Origin of the sequence: Bacillus sp. SIMBA_005, assembly GCF_046535585.1 — a bacterium.
Lineage (GTDB): Bacteria > Bacillota > Bacilli > Bacillales > Bacillaceae > Bacillus > Bacillus pumilus.
In genome coordinates this window covers 116344-131521 of sequence record NZ_JAWRWI010000008.1, presented here as the reverse complement: position 1 = coordinate 131521, position 15178 = coordinate 116344, and the positions used below count along the sequence as shown (strand labels likewise).

Annotated in this window: 21 protein-coding genes; 7 read left to right on the top strand and 14 right to left on the bottom strand. The window is 40.8% G+C overall.

The annotated features are described in order from the left end of the window. Positions 1 to 59: 59 nt before the first annotated feature. On the bottom strand, positions 60 to 965 hold the full coding sequence (gene rarD, locus SB660_RS14935; RefSeq protein ID WP_180310641.1) for an EamA family transporter RarD: 906 nt from the start codon (positions 963 to 965) through the stop codon (positions 60 to 62). 95 nt (positions 966 to 1060) lie between these two features. On the opposite strand from rarD, the gene SB660_RS14930 reads away from it, so the two are divergent. Continuing rightward, positions 1061 to 1534, top strand: coding sequence for an Hsp20/alpha crystallin family protein (locus SB660_RS14930; protein WP_058014893.1), 474 nt, complete (start codon positions 1061 to 1063; stop codon positions 1532 to 1534). A 40-nt stretch (positions 1535 to 1574) separates the two neighbouring features. Here the strand turns inward: SB660_RS14930 and SB660_RS14925 are convergent, their stop codons facing one another. Together SB660_RS14925 and SB660_RS14920 are read right to left on the bottom strand one after the other, a co-directional pair. Continuing rightward, complete coding sequence (locus SB660_RS14925; RefSeq protein ID WP_003215921.1) at positions 1575 to 1793, bottom strand: hypothetical protein; 219 nt, start codon at positions 1791 to 1793, stop codon at positions 1575 to 1577. A 75-nt stretch (positions 1794 to 1868) separates the two neighbouring features. Further along, a complete protein-coding gene (locus SB660_RS14920; RefSeq protein ID WP_058014892.1) occupies positions 1869 to 2201 on the bottom strand; it encodes a winged helix-turn-helix transcriptional regulator in 333 nt (110 codons plus the stop codon). 139 nt (positions 2202 to 2340) lie between these two features. On the opposite strand from SB660_RS14920, the gene SB660_RS14915 reads away from it, so the two are divergent. The 3 genes from SB660_RS14915 to SB660_RS14905 all read left to right on the top strand — a co-directional run bounded on the left by SB660_RS14915 (position 2341) and on the right by SB660_RS14905 (position 4892). Further along, the gene (locus SB660_RS14915; RefSeq protein WP_058014891.1) at positions 2341 to 2958 is read left to right on the top strand and encodes a nitroreductase family protein; all 618 of its coding nucleotides are present in this window, start codon (positions 2341 to 2343) and stop codon (positions 2956 to 2958) included. Between the two features lie 237 nt (positions 2959 to 3195). Then, positions 3196 to 3399, top strand: coding sequence for a DUF3311 domain-containing protein (locus SB660_RS14910; RefSeq protein ID WP_003215965.1), 204 nt, complete (start codon positions 3196 to 3198; stop codon positions 3397 to 3399). Continuing rightward, complete coding sequence (locus tag SB660_RS14905; protein ID WP_268497046.1) at positions 3399 to 4892, top strand: sodium:solute symporter family protein; 1494 nt, start codon at positions 3399 to 3401, stop codon at positions 4890 to 4892. Before SB660_RS14910 ends, SB660_RS14905 begins: the two co-directional genes overlap by 1 nt. A gap of 40 nt (positions 4893 to 4932) precedes the next feature. Here SB660_RS14905 and SB660_RS14900 read toward each other — a convergent pair whose 3' ends face one another. Then, the gene (locus SB660_RS14900; RefSeq protein ID WP_144462872.1) at positions 4933 to 6318 is read right to left on the bottom strand and encodes a S41 family peptidase; all 1386 of its coding nucleotides are present in this window, start codon (positions 6316 to 6318) and stop codon (positions 4933 to 4935) included. A 151-nt stretch (positions 6319 to 6469) separates the two neighbouring features. Between SB660_RS14900 and SB660_RS14895 the strand changes: the two genes are divergently transcribed. Together SB660_RS14895 and SB660_RS14890 are read left to right on the top strand one after the other, a co-directional pair. After that, positions 6470 to 7168, top strand: a complete 699-nt coding sequence (locus SB660_RS14895) for a class I SAM-dependent methyltransferase (RefSeq protein WP_180310638.1) — start codon at positions 6470 to 6472, stop codon at positions 7166 to 7168. Between the two features lie 92 nt (positions 7169 to 7260). Beyond that, entirely contained in the window at positions 7261 to 7512 is a 252-nt protein-coding gene (locus SB660_RS14890; protein WP_003216113.1) for a hypothetical protein, read from the top strand. 50 nt (positions 7513 to 7562) lie between these two features. Here SB660_RS14890 and SB660_RS14885 read toward each other — a convergent pair whose 3' ends face one another. The 5 genes from SB660_RS14885 to SB660_RS14865 all read right to left on the bottom strand — a co-directional run bounded on the left by SB660_RS14885 (position 7563) and on the right by SB660_RS14865 (position 10471). Further along, on the bottom strand, positions 7563 to 8393 hold the full coding sequence (locus tag SB660_RS14885) for a M15 family metallopeptidase (RefSeq protein ID WP_058014887.1): 831 nt from the start codon (positions 8391 to 8393) through the stop codon (positions 7563 to 7565). A gap of 68 nt (positions 8394 to 8461) precedes the next feature. Further along, entirely contained in the window at positions 8462 to 9157 is a 696-nt protein-coding gene (gene deoD, locus SB660_RS14880) for a purine-nucleoside phosphorylase (protein ID WP_012010274.1), read from the bottom strand. Positions 9158 to 9270: 113 nt separating this feature from the next. Further along, positions 9271 to 9588 (bottom strand): YodL domain-containing protein, encoded by a 318-nt coding sequence (locus SB660_RS14875; protein ID WP_058014886.1) that lies wholly within the window; start codon positions 9586 to 9588, stop codon positions 9271 to 9273. A 55-nt stretch (positions 9589 to 9643) separates the two neighbouring features. Then, the gene (locus tag SB660_RS14870; protein ID WP_058014885.1) at positions 9644 to 10252 is read right to left on the bottom strand and encodes a phosphatase PAP2 family protein; all 609 of its coding nucleotides are present in this window, start codon (positions 10250 to 10252) and stop codon (positions 9644 to 9646) included. A gap of 48 nt (positions 10253 to 10300) precedes the next feature. Further along, positions 10301 to 10471, bottom strand: a complete 171-nt coding sequence (locus tag SB660_RS14865) for a YozD family protein (protein ID WP_012010277.1) — start codon at positions 10469 to 10471, stop codon at positions 10301 to 10303. A gap of 119 nt (positions 10472 to 10590) precedes the next feature. Here SB660_RS14865 and SB660_RS14860 point away from each other — a divergent pair, with 119 nt between their 5' ends. Further along, on the top strand, positions 10591 to 10725 hold the full coding sequence (locus tag SB660_RS14860) for a hypothetical protein (protein WP_410583121.1): 135 nt from the start codon (positions 10591 to 10593) through the stop codon (positions 10723 to 10725). On the opposite strand, the gene SB660_RS14855 is transcribed toward SB660_RS14860, so the two are convergent. The 5 genes from SB660_RS14855 to SB660_RS14835 all read right to left on the bottom strand — a co-directional run bounded on the left by SB660_RS14855 (position 10722) and on the right by SB660_RS14835 (position 15029). Beyond that, positions 10722 to 11402 carry a hypothetical protein gene (locus tag SB660_RS14855; RefSeq protein WP_012010279.1) on the bottom strand — a complete coding sequence of 227 codons (681 nt, stop codon included), beginning with the start codon at positions 11400 to 11402 and terminating at the stop codon, positions 10722 to 10724. The genes SB660_RS14860 and SB660_RS14855 overlap by 4 nt on opposite strands. A 144-nt stretch (positions 11403 to 11546) precedes the next feature. Next, positions 11547 to 11771, bottom strand: a complete 225-nt coding sequence (locus SB660_RS14850; protein ID WP_044141194.1) for a YozE family protein — start codon at positions 11769 to 11771, stop codon at positions 11547 to 11549. Between the two features lie 79 nt (positions 11772 to 11850). Further along, the gene (locus SB660_RS14845) at positions 11851 to 12132 is read right to left on the bottom strand and encodes a YokU family protein (RefSeq protein WP_012010281.1); all 282 of its coding nucleotides are present in this window, start codon (positions 12130 to 12132) and stop codon (positions 11851 to 11853) included. Positions 12133 to 12134: 2 nt separating this feature from the next. After that, positions 12135 to 13535 carry a lysine 2,3-aminomutase gene (gene kamA / locus SB660_RS14840; RefSeq protein ID WP_058014884.1) on the bottom strand — a complete coding sequence of 467 codons (1401 nt, stop codon included), beginning with the start codon at positions 13533 to 13535 and terminating at the stop codon, positions 12135 to 12137. A gap of 117 nt (positions 13536 to 13652) precedes the next feature. After that, positions 13653 to 15029, bottom strand: coding sequence for a sigma-54 interaction domain-containing protein (locus SB660_RS14835; RefSeq protein ID WP_410583119.1), 1377 nt, complete (start codon positions 15027 to 15029; stop codon positions 13653 to 13655). Between the last annotated feature and the right edge of the window lie 149 nt (positions 15030 to 15178).

Below are 15178 nucleotides of genomic sequence, written 5' to 3'. Positions count from 1 at the left end.
TGGTAACAACTTATTATGACATGATCCGCCTTCAAAAAAAAGCAAACTGCTCGTAGGACTTAATGAGAATTCGCTGTTTTTTTCATGCGTAATTGAGAGGTCGTAAACAATAAAATCGCCACCCAGATACAAAGAAACGTCACAATTTTAGCTGAAGTTAAGTGCTCGTGATACACAAACAACCCCAAAAACAGCGTAATCGTTGGTGCTATGTACTGTAAAATGCCCACTTGATAAAGAGGGATTCTTTTTGCGCCTTCAGAGAATAAAAGAAGCGGTACCGCAGTAAAGACCCCTGCAAAGAATAAGAGACCAAGCGATCCGAAGCTGTTAGGATTCATTGTCACCACAGGTTCTTTTAAGAAGAACAATAAATACACAAGAGCTGCCGGGGCGAGAAGCAGCGTTTCAATTGTCAAACCAATGGCACTCGTGAAGCTCATTCTTTTTTTAATCAATCCATAAAAGCCGAAGCTAAAGGCAAGTAATATTGCAACGACAGGAAATGAACCGTACTGGATCGTAGAAAGAATTACCCCAGCGGCGGCAATTAGAATCGCAATGGTTTGTATTTTATTGAGCCGCTCTTTCAAGAAAATGATCCCTAGTAAAACAGAGACAAGCGGATTAATATAATACCCTAAACTAGCTTCTAGCATAAGATGATGGTTGACTGCCCAAATGTACACATACCAGTTAACCGATATTAATATAGCAGATAATAGTAATGAAAAAAATGCTTTACCATCGAGCATGAGACCCTTCACGGTCTGCATGGCTGGCCGAATTTGTTTTAAATACAAAAGAATACCGCACATAAAAACAAATGACCATAAAATTCTGTGCGCTAAAATTTCGCCTGACGAAATATGTTCCATCAGCTTCCAATATAATGGGAATAATCCCCATAATGTAAAAGATGCTGCCGTGTAGAGAACACCTTTTGATTGCTGTTGTTCGTTCAATCTAACCATTCCTTTCTAAACCTATCGTATATTATAGCACGCACTCAAGTGAATGGGCATATACTAATTCAGGGCATTTAGAAAGGATGATTTTCATGTTTGACTGGAACCGATTATTCCCTTTTCAAAAGCAATTTTCAAAAGAAGCCTTAAAGAATTCAGACCCTAAAGATGTCGAGCAGTACGTCAATCAAGTGATGGAAAGTGTATTCGGCTCCAATTATCCTGCTCAGTTCCCTTTTCAGGACCCACTCTCTCAACATCAAAAAACGAGAGAAACAGATGTCAAAAAAGAAAAAGAACCCGAAATAGAAGTGTTTGAAACAACTGATCACGTGTTCGTTAAGATTGAGCTTGCTCGGCCGAACACAGAAAAAGTAAAAATCAAACATACTGCCAACCTGCTATTTATTGATCATTTTCCTGAGGAGGGCACGCAGAAGAAAGTCGTCCTCCCTGCTGCTGTCAAAAGAAAAGGAACGAAGGCTTCGTATCAGGACGGTATTTTGGAGATTATGTTTTTAAAGCATGATGATCCGGGGATTTCTGAAATCGATATTCCATTATAAAAAGCCTGCTTTGATATAGAAGCAGGCTTACTCTTTTTTCTTAATAGTATGGTGGATATCCTCCGCCATAAGGTGGTGGAACAGGCGGTGGTGGTGGCGGGTAATATGGACGGGGATAATTAAAAATCGCACTTCCTAAAAATCCGCCAAGCAGTCCGCCGACTAAAGGAGCGCCAAAACCAAAAAACAAAGGGACTCTGGATTCATATGGCGGAATGCCAGGGGCGCCGCCTCGGAAATACGGAGTATGAGGGTACATGCATTTCTCCTCCTTTGTCATGTGCCTAAGATCAGCATATTCATCAGGAGTCAAAACGTTTGGGCAAACCTGAAACTAGGCTTGCTCCTTTTTTTCATGAGATTCTGTATATTCCCCTGCCCACCTAGATACCTCATGAAACACATCATGTAGCGCATTTCCTTTTTCAGTTAAACAATAAATGACTTTAACAGGCGTCTCAGGAAGTACAGTTCGCTTTATAATCCCTTCTTGCTCAAGTTCTTTTAAACGCTCTGCGAGCATTTTCTGACTGATAGATGGGATAATGTCCGTCATGTCTTTAAATCGCTTTGGACCATCAAGCAATACATGAATAATGAGACCATTCCACCTTTTGCCTAGCAGTAAAAAAGCTTGCTGAATGTGTGGACATAATTGAAATTCCATAAATTTCAGCCTTTCTTTTCATGATTGTTTGACAAACTAACGGTATACAATTTAAAATATCTCTAGTTACAATAAGTAAGTTTCTCACTTTTTTAGTTATTGTACCATACTATTTGCAAAAACGGGAGGAAATATCCATATGGCGACTGATCAAAAAACGATTGACATTTTAAAACAAAGAGCTTCAGTAAAAGAGTATGATACGACTCATGAAATGACAAAAGAAGAGCTAACTGAGCTACTTGATATCACAACAAAAGCACCATCTGCGTGGAACCTTCAGCATTGGCATTTTACTGTTTTCCACAGTGCTGAATCCAAAGCAAAGTTACTTCCAATCGCTTATAACCAAAAGCAAATCTCACAAGCATCGGCTGTTATTGCTGTACTAGGTGATCTTGAAGCCAATCAAAATGGAGAAAAAATCTATGGTGAGCTGGCAGAACAAGGGTTCATTACTGAAGACATCAAAGAAACATTGATGACTCAAATCAATGGCGCATACCAAAGCGAGCAGTATGCACGTGAAGCTGCGTATTCAAATGCTTCATTAGCTGCTATGCAATTAATGATTGCTGCAAAAGCAATGGGCTATGATACATGTGCAATGGGTGGTTTCAGTAAAGAAGCCTTTATCAAAGAATTCAATGTAAGCGGCCGTTATGAGCCAGTTATGCTGATTTCAGTTGGTAAAGCAGCGAAAGAAGCTCATAAAAGCAACCGCTTCGACATCGAAGAAGTATCTGATTTTCTTTAAAAAATGGCAAGGCCTCAGCTTTCATGCTGAGGCTTTTTTTATTTGGTTTAAATATTATTTCTACATATTTTCTTTTCACTTCCCCCCTTTTCATCTACACTTTTTCTCCTTTTTAAGAATGAAAGCGTTATATTAGGATGATATTCTGCAAAATGATTGTTTTTTCTGAAAATGGTCTTGTGATCTAATCTGACAACTGCTATTATTATGAAATTACAAAAAATTCAGGAGGGAATCATGAATAAAAAATTGATACTGGCACTACTTATAGCGATTCCATTCATCGGACAGCTCGCACTGCTGCCCTTTGCGAATCGTATTCATCCATTTGTGATCGGCCTGCCTTTTTTCCACTTCTGGCTCTTACTATGGATTGTTCTCACACCAGTCTGTACATTTATCATTTATCGGATGCAACATTCAAATGGAGGAACTGACTAATGCAAGGAAATTTGACAGCTTTATTGATTACAGCAAGTATCATTTTCATCGTCGTGGTCATTGGATTTGCCGCTGGCCGTGATAAATCATCCAGACAGTCAGTAGAGGAATGGTCTGTTGGCGGGAGGAAATTTGGCGGGCTGCTCGTTTGGTTCCTTGTTGGTGCAGATTTATACACAGCTTATACCTTTTTAGGACTCACTAGTACAGCCTATACAGCTGGAAGTGTCGCTTTTTTCGCTATCCCCTATTCAGTTCTAGCGTATTTTATTGCTTATTTCTTCTTACCAAAGCTATGGACGGTTGCGAAAAATCACAATCTCACAACGCTCGCTGATTATGCACGTGAGCGCTTTGACAGCAAGCTGTTATCCAGTCTCATTGCGATTATTGGAGTACTTATGCTCATTCCGTATATTTGTCTTCAACTAAGCGGGATTCAAGATACGTTAACTGTCGCTGGAACTAGTTATATTAATGTGAATGCAGTTGTTATTATTTCATTTATTTTAGTTGCACTTTATACATTTTTCAGCGGGATTAAAGGTCCTACCTATACAGCCATTATTAAGGATATTCTCGTTTGGGTCATCATGCTGTTTATGGTGGTTTCACTGCCAATCATTCATTTTAACGGCTGGACCCCGATGATGAATACGTTAGCGAAGGAAGCGCCACAGCTTCTGACAATTCCTGACGGGGGTCCTAAAGGCATTTTATGGTTCATTACCGCTTCAGGCGTTTCTGCCCTTGCTTTGTTTATGTGGGCACATGCGGCAACAGGGGTTTTCACAGCCAAAAGTGCAGATGCTATCCGTAAAAACAGCATGTTTTTGCCTCTTTATAACATCGTATTGATTTTGGTCATCTTCCTTGGATTTATTGCCTTTTTAGTCTTACCAGAAGATACGAATCCAAGATTTGCACTTCTTCATTTAATTCAAACGTCATATGGCGGCGTGATGCAAGGTCTTGCTTACTCAACGATTGCACTGGCTTCCCTCATTCCATGCTCAATCATGGCCATTGGTGCATCGAATTTATTTGCCAATAATTTATATCGTGACTTAATTCATCCGAATGTATCACCTAAACGGTTGACCATGATCACTCGTTCAATGGTATTTATCGTTATCGGACTGGCTCTATTATTCGGAATGCTCTTCCCAACAGCACTTGTGACACTTCAGCTTATTGGTGTTTCAGGAATGGTTCAAATCTTCCCAGCCATTGCGATCAGCTTATTCTGGAAAAAACAATCGAGAGAAGCAACGATTGCGGGGTTAGTTGTTGGCATTATCGTCACCTTTACAGCCAATATCTCACAAGTCACGTTCGGTCTTTATGAAGGGTTTCTTGGTTTACTAGCAAACGTTGTGGTCATCCTGATGTTGAATCCATTCTTCCAGAAGAAGGTCACATCTAATTCTGTCATGAATGATCTATTTGAAAAAGATCAAGAAAAAACAGAAGCAATTGTAAACAACGCGTAAGTATAAAAAGAGCAGTCCCCCTAAGAGGACTGCTCTTTCTTTATTTCATTTCTTTTTTCAAGACTTCAATCGCTTTTTTCATTTGAGTATCATTATTCTTTAGCTTATCTTGGATCTTTGTCATCAGTACTGTCGTTGTATCTCCCGTCAGAATTCCGTCTGCTTTCAGATCGTTGTCTGTTTGGAAGCTTTTGACGATCGTCTGGAAGGCTTGATCGTACTCACCATTTGCTTTTGCTTTGTAGCCAAGCGCTTGGAACATTTTTTGAGCCGCTTTGACTTCATCTCCATTGTCATTCAGCTGATACGTTTTTTTCGGGCTTAAGTATGGCAGCTTTGCATAACTTGGGAGTGATGCTTTGACCTGTGGTTCAATTCCTTTTTTGTGAATCCATGAACCATCCGGCGTCAGCCACTTGGCAATGGTTAACTTGACACTAGAACCATCATTATAGCTTTGCGCATTTTGAACAGTTCCTTTACCAAATGTCTTTTCACCAATAATTTTGATACCTGAAGATTGGTGCAGAGCCGCCGCCATGATTTCTGCAGCGCTGGCTGAACCGCCATTTACAAGGACAACTGCCGGCTGATGAACTTTACGTTCTTTTTCAGCCTTGTACTCTTCTTTCTTCCCTTTTTCTTCAACTTGCATGATGACTTTCCCTTTATCGATAAAGTCATTACTCATTTCAATCGCTTCTGTCATGATACCGCCTGGATTATCTCTCAGGTCGATGACAAACCCTTTTGCCCCTTTTTTCTCGAGGTCATCAATGGCTTTATCTAACTCTTTCGATGTTGTTTCAGCAAAGGACGTAATTTGGATTTCTCCTATTTTGTCTTTTGTGAGTTTTGCATACACTGTTTCAACTGGAATGGTGTCTCTTGTGATGGTCACATCAACATTTCCCACTCCTTGGCGGTTAAGGTGAAGCTTGACATCCGTTCCTTTTTTCCCTCTGATTAGAGAGACTGCTTGATTGACCGACATGCCTTTTGTGCTTTTTCCATCCACCTTTAAAATACGATCATGAGGTTTCAACCCGGCTTTTTCAGCAGGAGAGCCTTTAATCGGTGCGACAATTAAAATTTGTCCATCCTTCTCTTCTACTTGTGCACCAATTCCTTCAAATGATGAAGAAATGGTGTTGTTAAATCCTTCGGCTTCCTCCTGATCCATATATGTAGAGTATGGATCATCAAGTGATGCGATCATTCCTTGAATCGCACCATCTACTAGTTTTTGATCATCCGTTTTTTCGTAATACTCATCTTTTACCTTCGTATACGCAGCCATGAGTTTACTAAACTTCTCATCTCCTGAGACATTGACGGCCCCTTGTTTTGTGATCACAAATGTAATCGCTGAGGACAGTGCCGCTGTCACCAGAATAGCGATGACGATCTTAAATTGTTTTCTCAAAAAAACACCACCTTTATCTCCTTTCATTATTATCAAGGACGATGCATCATCCGTCAACCAAAGGATCGAAGTTCTCTTTGAAAAGATAAGCCATTTGACCTTACATTGCATAATCTTTAAAGAGGAACTTGATAAGGAAAGAAGGGATTTTATGAGTGATTATGTAGAAATGCTTGCCTATTTTGGCGTATCTAGTGCCCATCCTGGTGGAATTGAGTTAACAAAAACGATGCTTGAGCATATAAAATTGACGCCGGATGCACGCATACTGGATGCGGGATGCGGGACTGGACAAACGGCAGCATATTTAGGCAATATCGGTTATCAGGTGGAGGCGATTGATACACACCCTTTAATGATTGAAAAGGCCAATCTGCGATTTGAGCGAGAAGAACTGCCGATCCGCGCATTGCAAGCATCAATCGAACAGCTGCCATTTCCAGATGAAGCGTTCTCTCTTCTGATCAGTGAATCTGTTTTGAGCTTTACCAACCTTCCAGCGGCACTTGCTGAGATCAAACGCGTGCTTGCCCCTGGAAGTCAAATGATTGCAAATGAAGCAGTATTAAAAGAACCCCTTACACAGAAGGAGCTTGCCGACGTTCGAGATTTTTACGGGTTTCACGCACTCTTTTCACTTGAAGAATGGAAGGAGCAGTTAAAAGCAGCAGGATTTCATGACGTTCGCATTCTCTCATTTGATGAACACATGGTACAAGAGGAGCCGACAGAAATGGAATTATCTGAATATATCCCGCCTTCTCTTTACGAAACGATGCAAACACACTACGATCTCATTCAAGCGCACCGAAAGCAGCTAAGCCACATTCTATTTGAATGTACGGTATAAAATGAGCGAATCTCCTATATGTTTTGTCCAAACTCTATGAGGTCTCTCGCATAGGATAAGAGTGAAAAGAGTTTGTCATAAGGAGGAAAAATATGGAGCGCTATCAAAAGCTTTGTCAGCAGCATATGGGGAAAGTCGCTAGAATCACAGATCGTAATGGCAGAGTACATGTCGGACGCATTGAGCGGGTGACAAACCGCAAAGTGTATATTCGTCCAGTCGGCGGTTCTCGCGGCGGCTTTGGCTTTGGTTATTACGGAGGGTATTACGGCTGGGGTGCCGCTTATGGCATCGGGCTTGGTTTCATTACAGGTTTCGCATTAGCAGGATTGTTCTTTTTTTAAAAGAAGAATAAAGAAGGCCCCCCGAATAGCTGGGAGGCCTTTTACTTTGATTAAATTTTCTTCACTTTGTTCATGTACTCTTCAAATGTTAAATCGTGATCATGCATCGCTTTTGCCGCTTCTTTTCCAACATAGCGCAGATGCCACGGCTCATATTCATATTTCGTAATGTCTTCTTTTCCTTTTGGATAACGAATGATAAAACCATATTTATAGGCGTTTTTAGCCACCCATTTGCCATCAGGTGTTTCACCAAACTTTTCAGAGATGTCAAAGCCGGCACTTTTTGAGGAAATGTCCATTGCAAGACCTGTTTGATGTTCACTTTCGCCTGGTAAAGCGACTGCTTCTTGCGCTTTGTCTTTGCCTTTTAACTTGACTTCACTATCAAAAATGACCTTTTGACGGTCATAGGAGCGATAGCCAGATACGGCAGCCAGCTCAAAGTTTTTCTTTTTCGCATCTTTGAATAATGTTTCAAGTGCTTCCGCTGCTTCTTTACGAATATATCGTTTTTCAATATCCTCTGAAAAAGAGAATTCTACTTTTGGTACAACGAGATCAGAAGGTTTATAGGTTCCTGGTAATGCGTATTCTTTGTTGACAAGTGCTAGCACGTTTGCAGGATTTTGAATGGTTTTCAGCCCGCTTACCACTTTGATGTCATTGAAATATTCACTCTTTAACGTCAGCTCTTGATCCGATGAACCTGCTGTATTGTTTGAGTTTTGCTGGGTAGATGAATTTGCTGCGCTCTTTTGTTCGTTTGTTTTGTTCGATTCAGATGTACCGCTCTTTTGATCCAGCAACTGGCAGCCCGATAGTGCGGCTGTCAAACCAAGAATCGATGCGATTGAGAGTATTTTATAGCTTTTCTTCATGACATACCTTCCTTTTGCTCTTCTAAAAAAATAAAGATGCGCTACATCGTAGCACACCCTTTATACTATTATAAAACGGAGTCTAGTGCAATTAAGATCATTTCGTCAAATGTCGTTTGACGCTCTTCAGCCGTTGTTTCTTCTCCTGTGAGAACATGATCACTCACTGTCAGAATGGATAACGCTTTACGATCAAATTTTGCTGCAAGCGAATATAGAGCTGTTGTCTCCATTTCAATTGCTAGAATTCCGTATTGAGCCATGAGCTCAAGTGGTTTTTCATTGTAAAATTGGTCTGCTGTAAATACATTTCCGACACGTACAGCAACATTTTTTGCTTCTGCTGTGTCATAGGCTTTCTTAAGCAGTCCAAAATCAGCGCAAGGTGCGTAATCAATCGGTCCAAACGCCACACGATTCATTTGTGAATCTGTTGAAGATGTTTGAGCTAAAATGACATCACGTACGTTGACATCCCTTTTAATAGCCCCACAAGATCCGACGCGGATTAAGTTTTGAACATCATAGCTTTGAATGAGTTCATTCACATAAATCGAAATAGAAGGTACGCCCATTCCGGTACCTTGTACAGAAACGCGCTTTCCTTTGTAGGTTCCCGTATAACCATACATTCCGCGCACTTCGTTATAGCATTCGACATCTTCTAAATATGTATCTGCAATATATTTCGCACGAAGCGGATCGCCTGGCAGCAATACCGTTTCTGCAATTTGTCCTTTTTCTGCTCCAATATGTACACTCATTTTTTTAGCCTCCACTTACGTTTACTATGTGATTTGTCCTATTTAGTATAAACGATTGAGTCCAAAAAAGAAAATACCAGCTGAAGCTCAAGCTGGCATCGTCTATCATCTATTTAACTCATTGTCATCAGCCGCTTACTGCGTTTCCATCCTGCCGGAAAAAGCTGATAATAGCACTTTCCTTTTTTCTTATCATCAATCACAACAATATCGCCTGTTGTCATAAAGCGTGCATTGTAATCACTAGGGACTGTATCATGTACATTAAATGTCGAGAATGCTTTTTCCAGAACATCCAGGTGTGTTCTGCCGCCAATCTTTGTTCGGTACACAGGTTGATGCCCGCTTGCAGCGCCATATTCAGGTGTCTGATAAATGGTTAAGTGAAATGCTGAAGGTTTTTTTTGAAAAAATCTCAACGTCAATTGCATTCAAATCCCCTCCCCTTTTATATAAAATTGGCTGGGATCTGTCAATTTCCTTCTTCTATTTTTGTCGAATGACAGACAACTTTTCGTCAATCTTTTTACAAATGAGAAATAAAGCAAGTCCTATCGCAAAACCGCCCGCAACATCTGTCAAAAAATGAACGCCGATATACATTCTGCTGATTCCAATCATAAGAACACAGACCCCTGTGATCAAGTAGACGATTTTTTGTCTTTTTTTCAGCCATGGAATCATTTCAACGAGTAGATAAGCTATAAACGGATAGATTGTGGCTGCATTCATGGAATGTCCGCTCGGAAAGCTGTAATACGTTTCATTGACAAGATGATCAAAGGCCGGACGCTCTCTAGCAAACAGCCCCTTTAGTTCATGATTGATGGTTTTTTCTGTGAGGTATAATAGAAAAAGCATCATGATAGAGTAATAGCGCTTATACATGAATAAAGCGACACTAAAAATGAGCATGATGGGCACGAGCAGCGCACTAATGCCAAAATCCGTCAAAGTCAGCATGACATCATTTAAAAAAGGGAGTCTGATGCTCTCAAACCATAAGATGATCTGGTTGTCCAATGCTTGAGCCGCTCTAGATACCATGAGCGCAGCAATGGCGCCAAATAAAATCAAAAGAAATAGGATATACACGCCAAAGATTCTCCTCCCTCTCTTTAGAATCTCTTCAAAGTATAGTGCCTACCACGCCTCTTCTTCAACTATCATTGTTTTTTTCAGCATATATTCAAACGTAATGTCAGCCAGCTCAAACGTTTCCAGCTCAGCAGGTATGTACCCTCTTTTGATCAGCTCCATGTAGAAGAATTCCGCAATTTCCTCTGTATCGATCACCAAATCTGCTTCTTTCATTCCATTCCGCCTCCTTTTTTATGATGTATGAACGACGCCTGTTTTTTATTACAGTTTGTCATAATGGCTCATTCCATACATATAAATGCAGTAAACAAAAAGAAAAGGGGTTTGAGGCAATGAAATGGTTAAGCATATTAGATGGAGAAACGTTTGATCAGATGATGGGCCGTATCTTGAGGGGATGGTTTTATGTGATTGTTTTTTTCTGTGTACCTTATTTTTTATTCGTGTTAGGACAAGTCTTTCTTTAACCAAAATGCTCGTGTAAACTTTCCAATATAAAATCCATCATATCTTTGTATTCTGGATCTTCGAAAAATTCGTAGAGAATTTTATAGTCATTATAAATATCAAGAAGCTCATCCACTATAGATACAGCGAGAAATTCTAGTGATGCTTCGCTTTCTTGTTTCTCTTCTAATTGTAATAGAGCCGTTTGCACCATATCTTCTTCCATTTCTTTAGAGGTTTCACCCACATAATGCACAAAAAGAAGCTGATGAACAAACTGGTCCATTTCATATTTCCTCAGGACAAGCGTTAAGTCTTCCTCTTCTGTTTCCAGCCACTCTCCATCCTTTAACCTTGTGAGTTCGTAAATGACATCTTCCCAGCCGTCATCAAGGTATCGCCATATTTCAGTCCGATGACCAATAATTTTAAATAGCTCTTTTCCGTAATCTTTTACATATACAACATCGCCAATGAGGAACTCATATTCAATGTCCAGCTTTTCTGTATCCACAATCACCCCGTCGTACTCATCGTAAAGCTGGAGTGATGTTTCAAAATAAAGCACCTCATTATGATTGACCTCATACAAATAGTGCTGGTCAATTTGATGGACTTTTGTAATCGTTCCGACTGTGCCGTACATGACAACGACGACAATATCCCCTACTTGATATTTTGGTGCTTTCGCCTTCATTCTGTCTCCCCCTTGCCCGACTTTTGGTCTTAACGTATCGTATGCCGGCGCAAGGAATTCTGCATGGGCAACCACACCATGCAAAACGCCATTTTATTTCTCATCAAAAAACCGCTTCTCCCATCTGGAAAAAGCGGTTGTGTGTTATTTTTTTTTGACTTCTACATCATATTGCTCAAACGCTTCGTCAAATGTTGTCATTGAGCTTAAATAATCGCCGTTTAATTCTAAATAGGCACACAGCTCATGATAATCAGTGGACGCTTTCGGGAAGCTGTGATCCTCATAAGCAGCATTTGCAAAATGGCTGATTTCATCTTTCGGTTTTGGATGTCTGTACTTCATTAAATAATGGTAAAACGACTTCACCTGTTTTTCCCTCCGCGACACTCTATTTTGTTGTTATATTATACAGCAATTTGATGACTTGTATAGGCGGAGGTACAACTTATGATGAAAAGTCAAAGTAATTTCGCTTTAATAGCCGCTCCATGCTCATTAATTCTTCGTATGAAATTTTTTCTGGAAGTTTTGTCTGATCCACTAAAATTAATTGATCTTCTATCTCTTTGACCGTCTCATCCTTTTGATATGTCATACCGCAGTGCGTGCAGGAAATGGACGGTGTTTCGATGATTTCAATGGATTGTGTGCCAGTAATCAGTTCCCAATAGACTGTTGTCTGCTCTGCGTTTGCTTTATTTTCCTCACACCAGTCACATGTCAGCACGGTTATTTCTCCTCCTTTACAGTTTGATCTTTTTTGAGCTGCGCTTGATATTTTTTCTCTTTTAATTCATCTCGTTTTTCACGTTTGTTTTTGAGTGTGTCATGCTCAGGATTTGTCTCATATGCTTCTCTTCGTTTCATCCGGCTTAAATTCTCTGGCGTAAACGATTTCGCTTCATCCTGAAATAGTGCGGTAATACCAATCGCCGGATCTTGTTTCTCTTCATAAATTTCATTAAAATACGCATCTGCCTGACCTGCAACGTAATGCTCCGGTTCAGGGTAAGAGGTGATAACACCTTCAAAGTTACGAAGGACGACCTTGTCAGGGCTTTGCGATAATAAATAATTTGGCTGCAAGGCGATCTTTCCTCCGCCTCCTGGTGCATCCACAACAAAGCTTGGCACGGCATAGCCGCTCGTATGCCCTCTTAAGCCCTCTATGATTTCAAGACCTTTTGATACTGGTGTTCTAAAGTGGCCAATGCCTTCAGATAAATCACACTGATAAATATAATAAGGTCTGACCCGTATCATCACGAGATCGTGCATCAGCTTCTTCATAATCGGCACACTGTCGTTAATTCCTGCGAGGATGACGGCCTGATTACCTACAGGCACGCCGGCATTTACAAGACGTTCGCACGCTTCTTTTGCTTCTTTCGTAATTTCAATGCTTGTATTGAAATGGGTATTCAGCCAAACCGGGTGATATTTTTTCAAAATCTCGCACAGCTCATCTGTAATGCGCTGCGGAAAGACGACCGGCGCGCGGGTCCCTATGCGAATGATCTCAACATGCGGAATGTCTCGTAAGTTTTTCAAAATGTATTCAAGCACTTGATCGTTGATTAAGAGTCCATCTCCGCCGGAAATTAACACATCCCGCACCTCAGGTGTTTCTCTAATATATCCAATGGCAGCATCTAACTGCTTTTTTGGCACGCCCATACCGATCTGTCCGGAAAAACGTCTTCTCGTACAATAGCGGCAGTACATGGAGCACTGATTTGTTACAAGAAAGAGCACACGATCTGGGTACCGATGCGTTAACCCTGGGACAGGTGAGTCTTCATCTTCATGCAAAGGGTCTTCTAGGTCATATTTTGTTTTATGAAGCTCCTCAGCTATTGGCACAGATTGCATACGTACTGGACATCTTGGATCGTCTGGATTCATCAATGAGGCATAGTAGGGTGTAATGTTGAGTGGAATGGTTTTGGTGGAGATCTTCACCCCTTCTCTTTCCTCTTCTGTTAAGTTTACGACTTTCTCTAAATCTTCAAGCGTTTTCACGGTATGCGTCAGCTGCCAAATCCAGTCGTTCCATTTTTCTTCAGGTACATCTTTCCAAAGCTCAATGTCCTTCCAATGACGCGCCGGTTCATATAGTTTTTGATTCATATCCATTCCCCCTATCAGCATTCACCTTATACTATGCAAGTTATGTGCCAACATGGGAAAATGCCCCTATTCTTTATAAAAGGAGCTTTACCCGTGATATTCAATGGATGGTGGTGCCTATATTTCGGCATCTGCAAATTTCTTCAGTTTATATTGCAGCGTTTGTCGAGGGATTTTTAAGGCGGCGGCGGTTTTTTGAATATTGCCATGATGCTTGTTTAAAGCTTCTTGAATAAGTGTTTGTTCAAATGAAGAAACCTGACTTTTTAAGGACGCATCGGTTGTTTCTTCCTCAAGCTTCTGCGTACGTAAATGAGCAGGAAGGTATGAAGGTGTGATGTCTTCCACTTCCTTTGGCATCATCAATACGGCATGCTCAATGGTATGTTTTAATTCTCGAACGTTCCCTGGCCAGTGGTGAGCCATAAACATTTGCTTTGTTTCTTCAGAAAGGCGTTTGACGTTTTTTGAAAACTGCTGATGATAGGTTTGAATGAAATGGCGGGAAAGCAGCGGGATGTCTTGTTTTCTCTCACGAAGCGGCGGGATATGAAAAGATGACACATGCAGTCTATAAAATAAGTCTTCTCTTAAAATTTGCTTTTTCACCGCTTCAAATGGGTCCATATTGAGTGCAGTAATGAGTCTGACATCTACTTGAATTGCTTTTGCATCCCCAATGCGGCGCACCACACCATCCTCTAACACACGTAATAATTTCGTCTGCAGCGTGAGCGGCATCGCTTGCAGTTCATCAAGAAAAAGCGTGCCTCCATCAGCCAATTCAAAGAGCCCCTTACGATCAATTGCGCCTGTATAGCTCCCTTTTACAGATCCGAACAATAGGCTCTCAAGTAGCGATTCTGGGAGTGCTGCACAGTTTTGCGGAATGAACACTTGGTTTTTTCGGTCAGATTCATGAACAATGGCTTGAACGAGCACTTCTTTCCCTGTCCCTGTTTCCCCGTAGACAACAACTGATGACGGATAAGCAGCAGCTTTTTTTGCCTTTTCAAGCATTTCTTTTAAGAGCGGATCATTTGTTAAAAATGAAGAAAAATCATGCATTTGTTCTGCCCCAGCCGCATCATGTATTCGTTTTTTTTGATCTAAACGATTTGAAAGGGCTGACAGCTTCGATACATCTTTTGCGACTTCGACCGCACCTATTAACTGGCTGTCTTCAATAATAGGCAATGTCGTGTTGACGGTCTCAATTCTTTCGCCGTTTTTATTCAAATAGGTTTGCAGCGAATGATAAATGGGCTTCCCTGTTCTCAAAACATGCATAAGCGTACTTGTTTTTTCTGTTAAAGAGGGATACACATCAAGGATGTACTTGCCAATCACTTCTTCTTTTTGTAAACAGTCAAACTTAGCGGCATTATGATTGTAAAAGATCGTCATTCCTTGATCATCTACAACATGGATCGCTTCATCAATGGCTTCTAAAATTAATTCAAACCAATCCGCTCTTTCGACAACCTTCCCCATTCTTTCCCCCTCACTTTCAGTGCCGGAAAACCGGCATCCATTGCCGGGTTTTCAGCGGCTTAATCATCTTCATCACACGTTCTCCTGTCCTTTCATGTTTCGCTTTTTCCTTGCAACTTCCTGCTTTTTTTGGCAATAGCATCAAAAAA

What these genes read in the sequence shown, in the direction of transcription:
- SB660_RS14930 (WP_058014893.1), top strand. Translation starts at nt 1,061, where the DNA reads ATGTTTGACTGGAACCGATTATTCCCTTTTCAAAAGCAATTTTCAAAA.
- SB660_RS14925 (WP_003215921.1), bottom strand. Translation starts at nt 1,793, where the DNA reads ATGTACCCTCATACTCCGTATTTCCGAGGCGGCGCCCCTGGCATTCCG.
- SB660_RS14920 (WP_058014892.1), bottom strand. Translation starts at nt 2,201, where the DNA reads ATGGAATTTCAATTATGTCCACACATTCAGCAAGCTTTTTTACTGCTA.
- SB660_RS14915 (WP_058014891.1), top strand. Translation starts at nt 2,341, where the DNA reads ATGGCGACTGATCAAAAAACGATTGACATTTTAAAACAAAGAGCTTCA.
- SB660_RS14910 (WP_003215965.1), top strand. Translation starts at nt 3,196, where the DNA reads ATGAATAAAAAATTGATACTGGCACTACTTATAGCGATTCCATTCATC.
- SB660_RS14905 (WP_268497046.1), top strand. Translation starts at nt 3,399, where the DNA reads ATGCAAGGAAATTTGACAGCTTTATTGATTACAGCAAGTATCATTTTC.
- SB660_RS14895 (WP_180310638.1), top strand. Translation starts at nt 6,470, where the DNA reads ATGAGTGATTATGTAGAAATGCTTGCCTATTTTGGCGTATCTAGTGCC.
- SB660_RS14890 (WP_003216113.1), top strand. Translation starts at nt 7,261, where the DNA reads ATGGAGCGCTATCAAAAGCTTTGTCAGCAGCATATGGGGAAAGTCGCT.
- SB660_RS14885 (WP_058014887.1), bottom strand. Translation starts at nt 8,393, where the DNA reads ATGAAGAAAAGCTATAAAATACTCTCAATCGCATCGATTCTTGGTTTG.
- deoD (WP_012010274.1), bottom strand. Translation starts at nt 9,157, where the DNA reads ATGAGTGTACATATTGGAGCAGAAAAAGGACAAATTGCAGAAACGGTA.
- SB660_RS14875 (WP_058014886.1), bottom strand. Translation starts at nt 9,588, where the DNA reads ATGCAATTGACGTTGAGATTTTTTCAAAAAAAACCTTCAGCATTTCAC.
- SB660_RS14865 (WP_012010277.1), bottom strand. Translation starts at nt 10,471, where the DNA reads ATGAAAGAAGCAGATTTGGTGATCGATACAGAGGAAATTGCGGAATTC.
- SB660_RS14860 (WP_410583121.1), top strand. Translation starts at nt 10,591, where the DNA reads ATGAAATGGTTAAGCATATTAGATGGAGAAACGTTTGATCAGATGATG.
- SB660_RS14855 (WP_012010279.1), bottom strand. Translation starts at nt 11,402, where the DNA reads ATGAAGGCGAAAGCACCAAAATATCAAGTAGGGGATATTGTCGTCGTT.
- kamA (WP_058014884.1), bottom strand. Translation starts at nt 13,535, where the DNA reads ATGAATCAAAAACTATATGAACCGGCGCGTCATTGGAAGGACATTGAG.
- SB660_RS14835 (WP_410583119.1), bottom strand. Translation starts at nt 15,029, where the DNA reads ATGGGGAAGGTTGTCGAAAGAGCGGATTGGTTTGAATTAATTTTAGAA.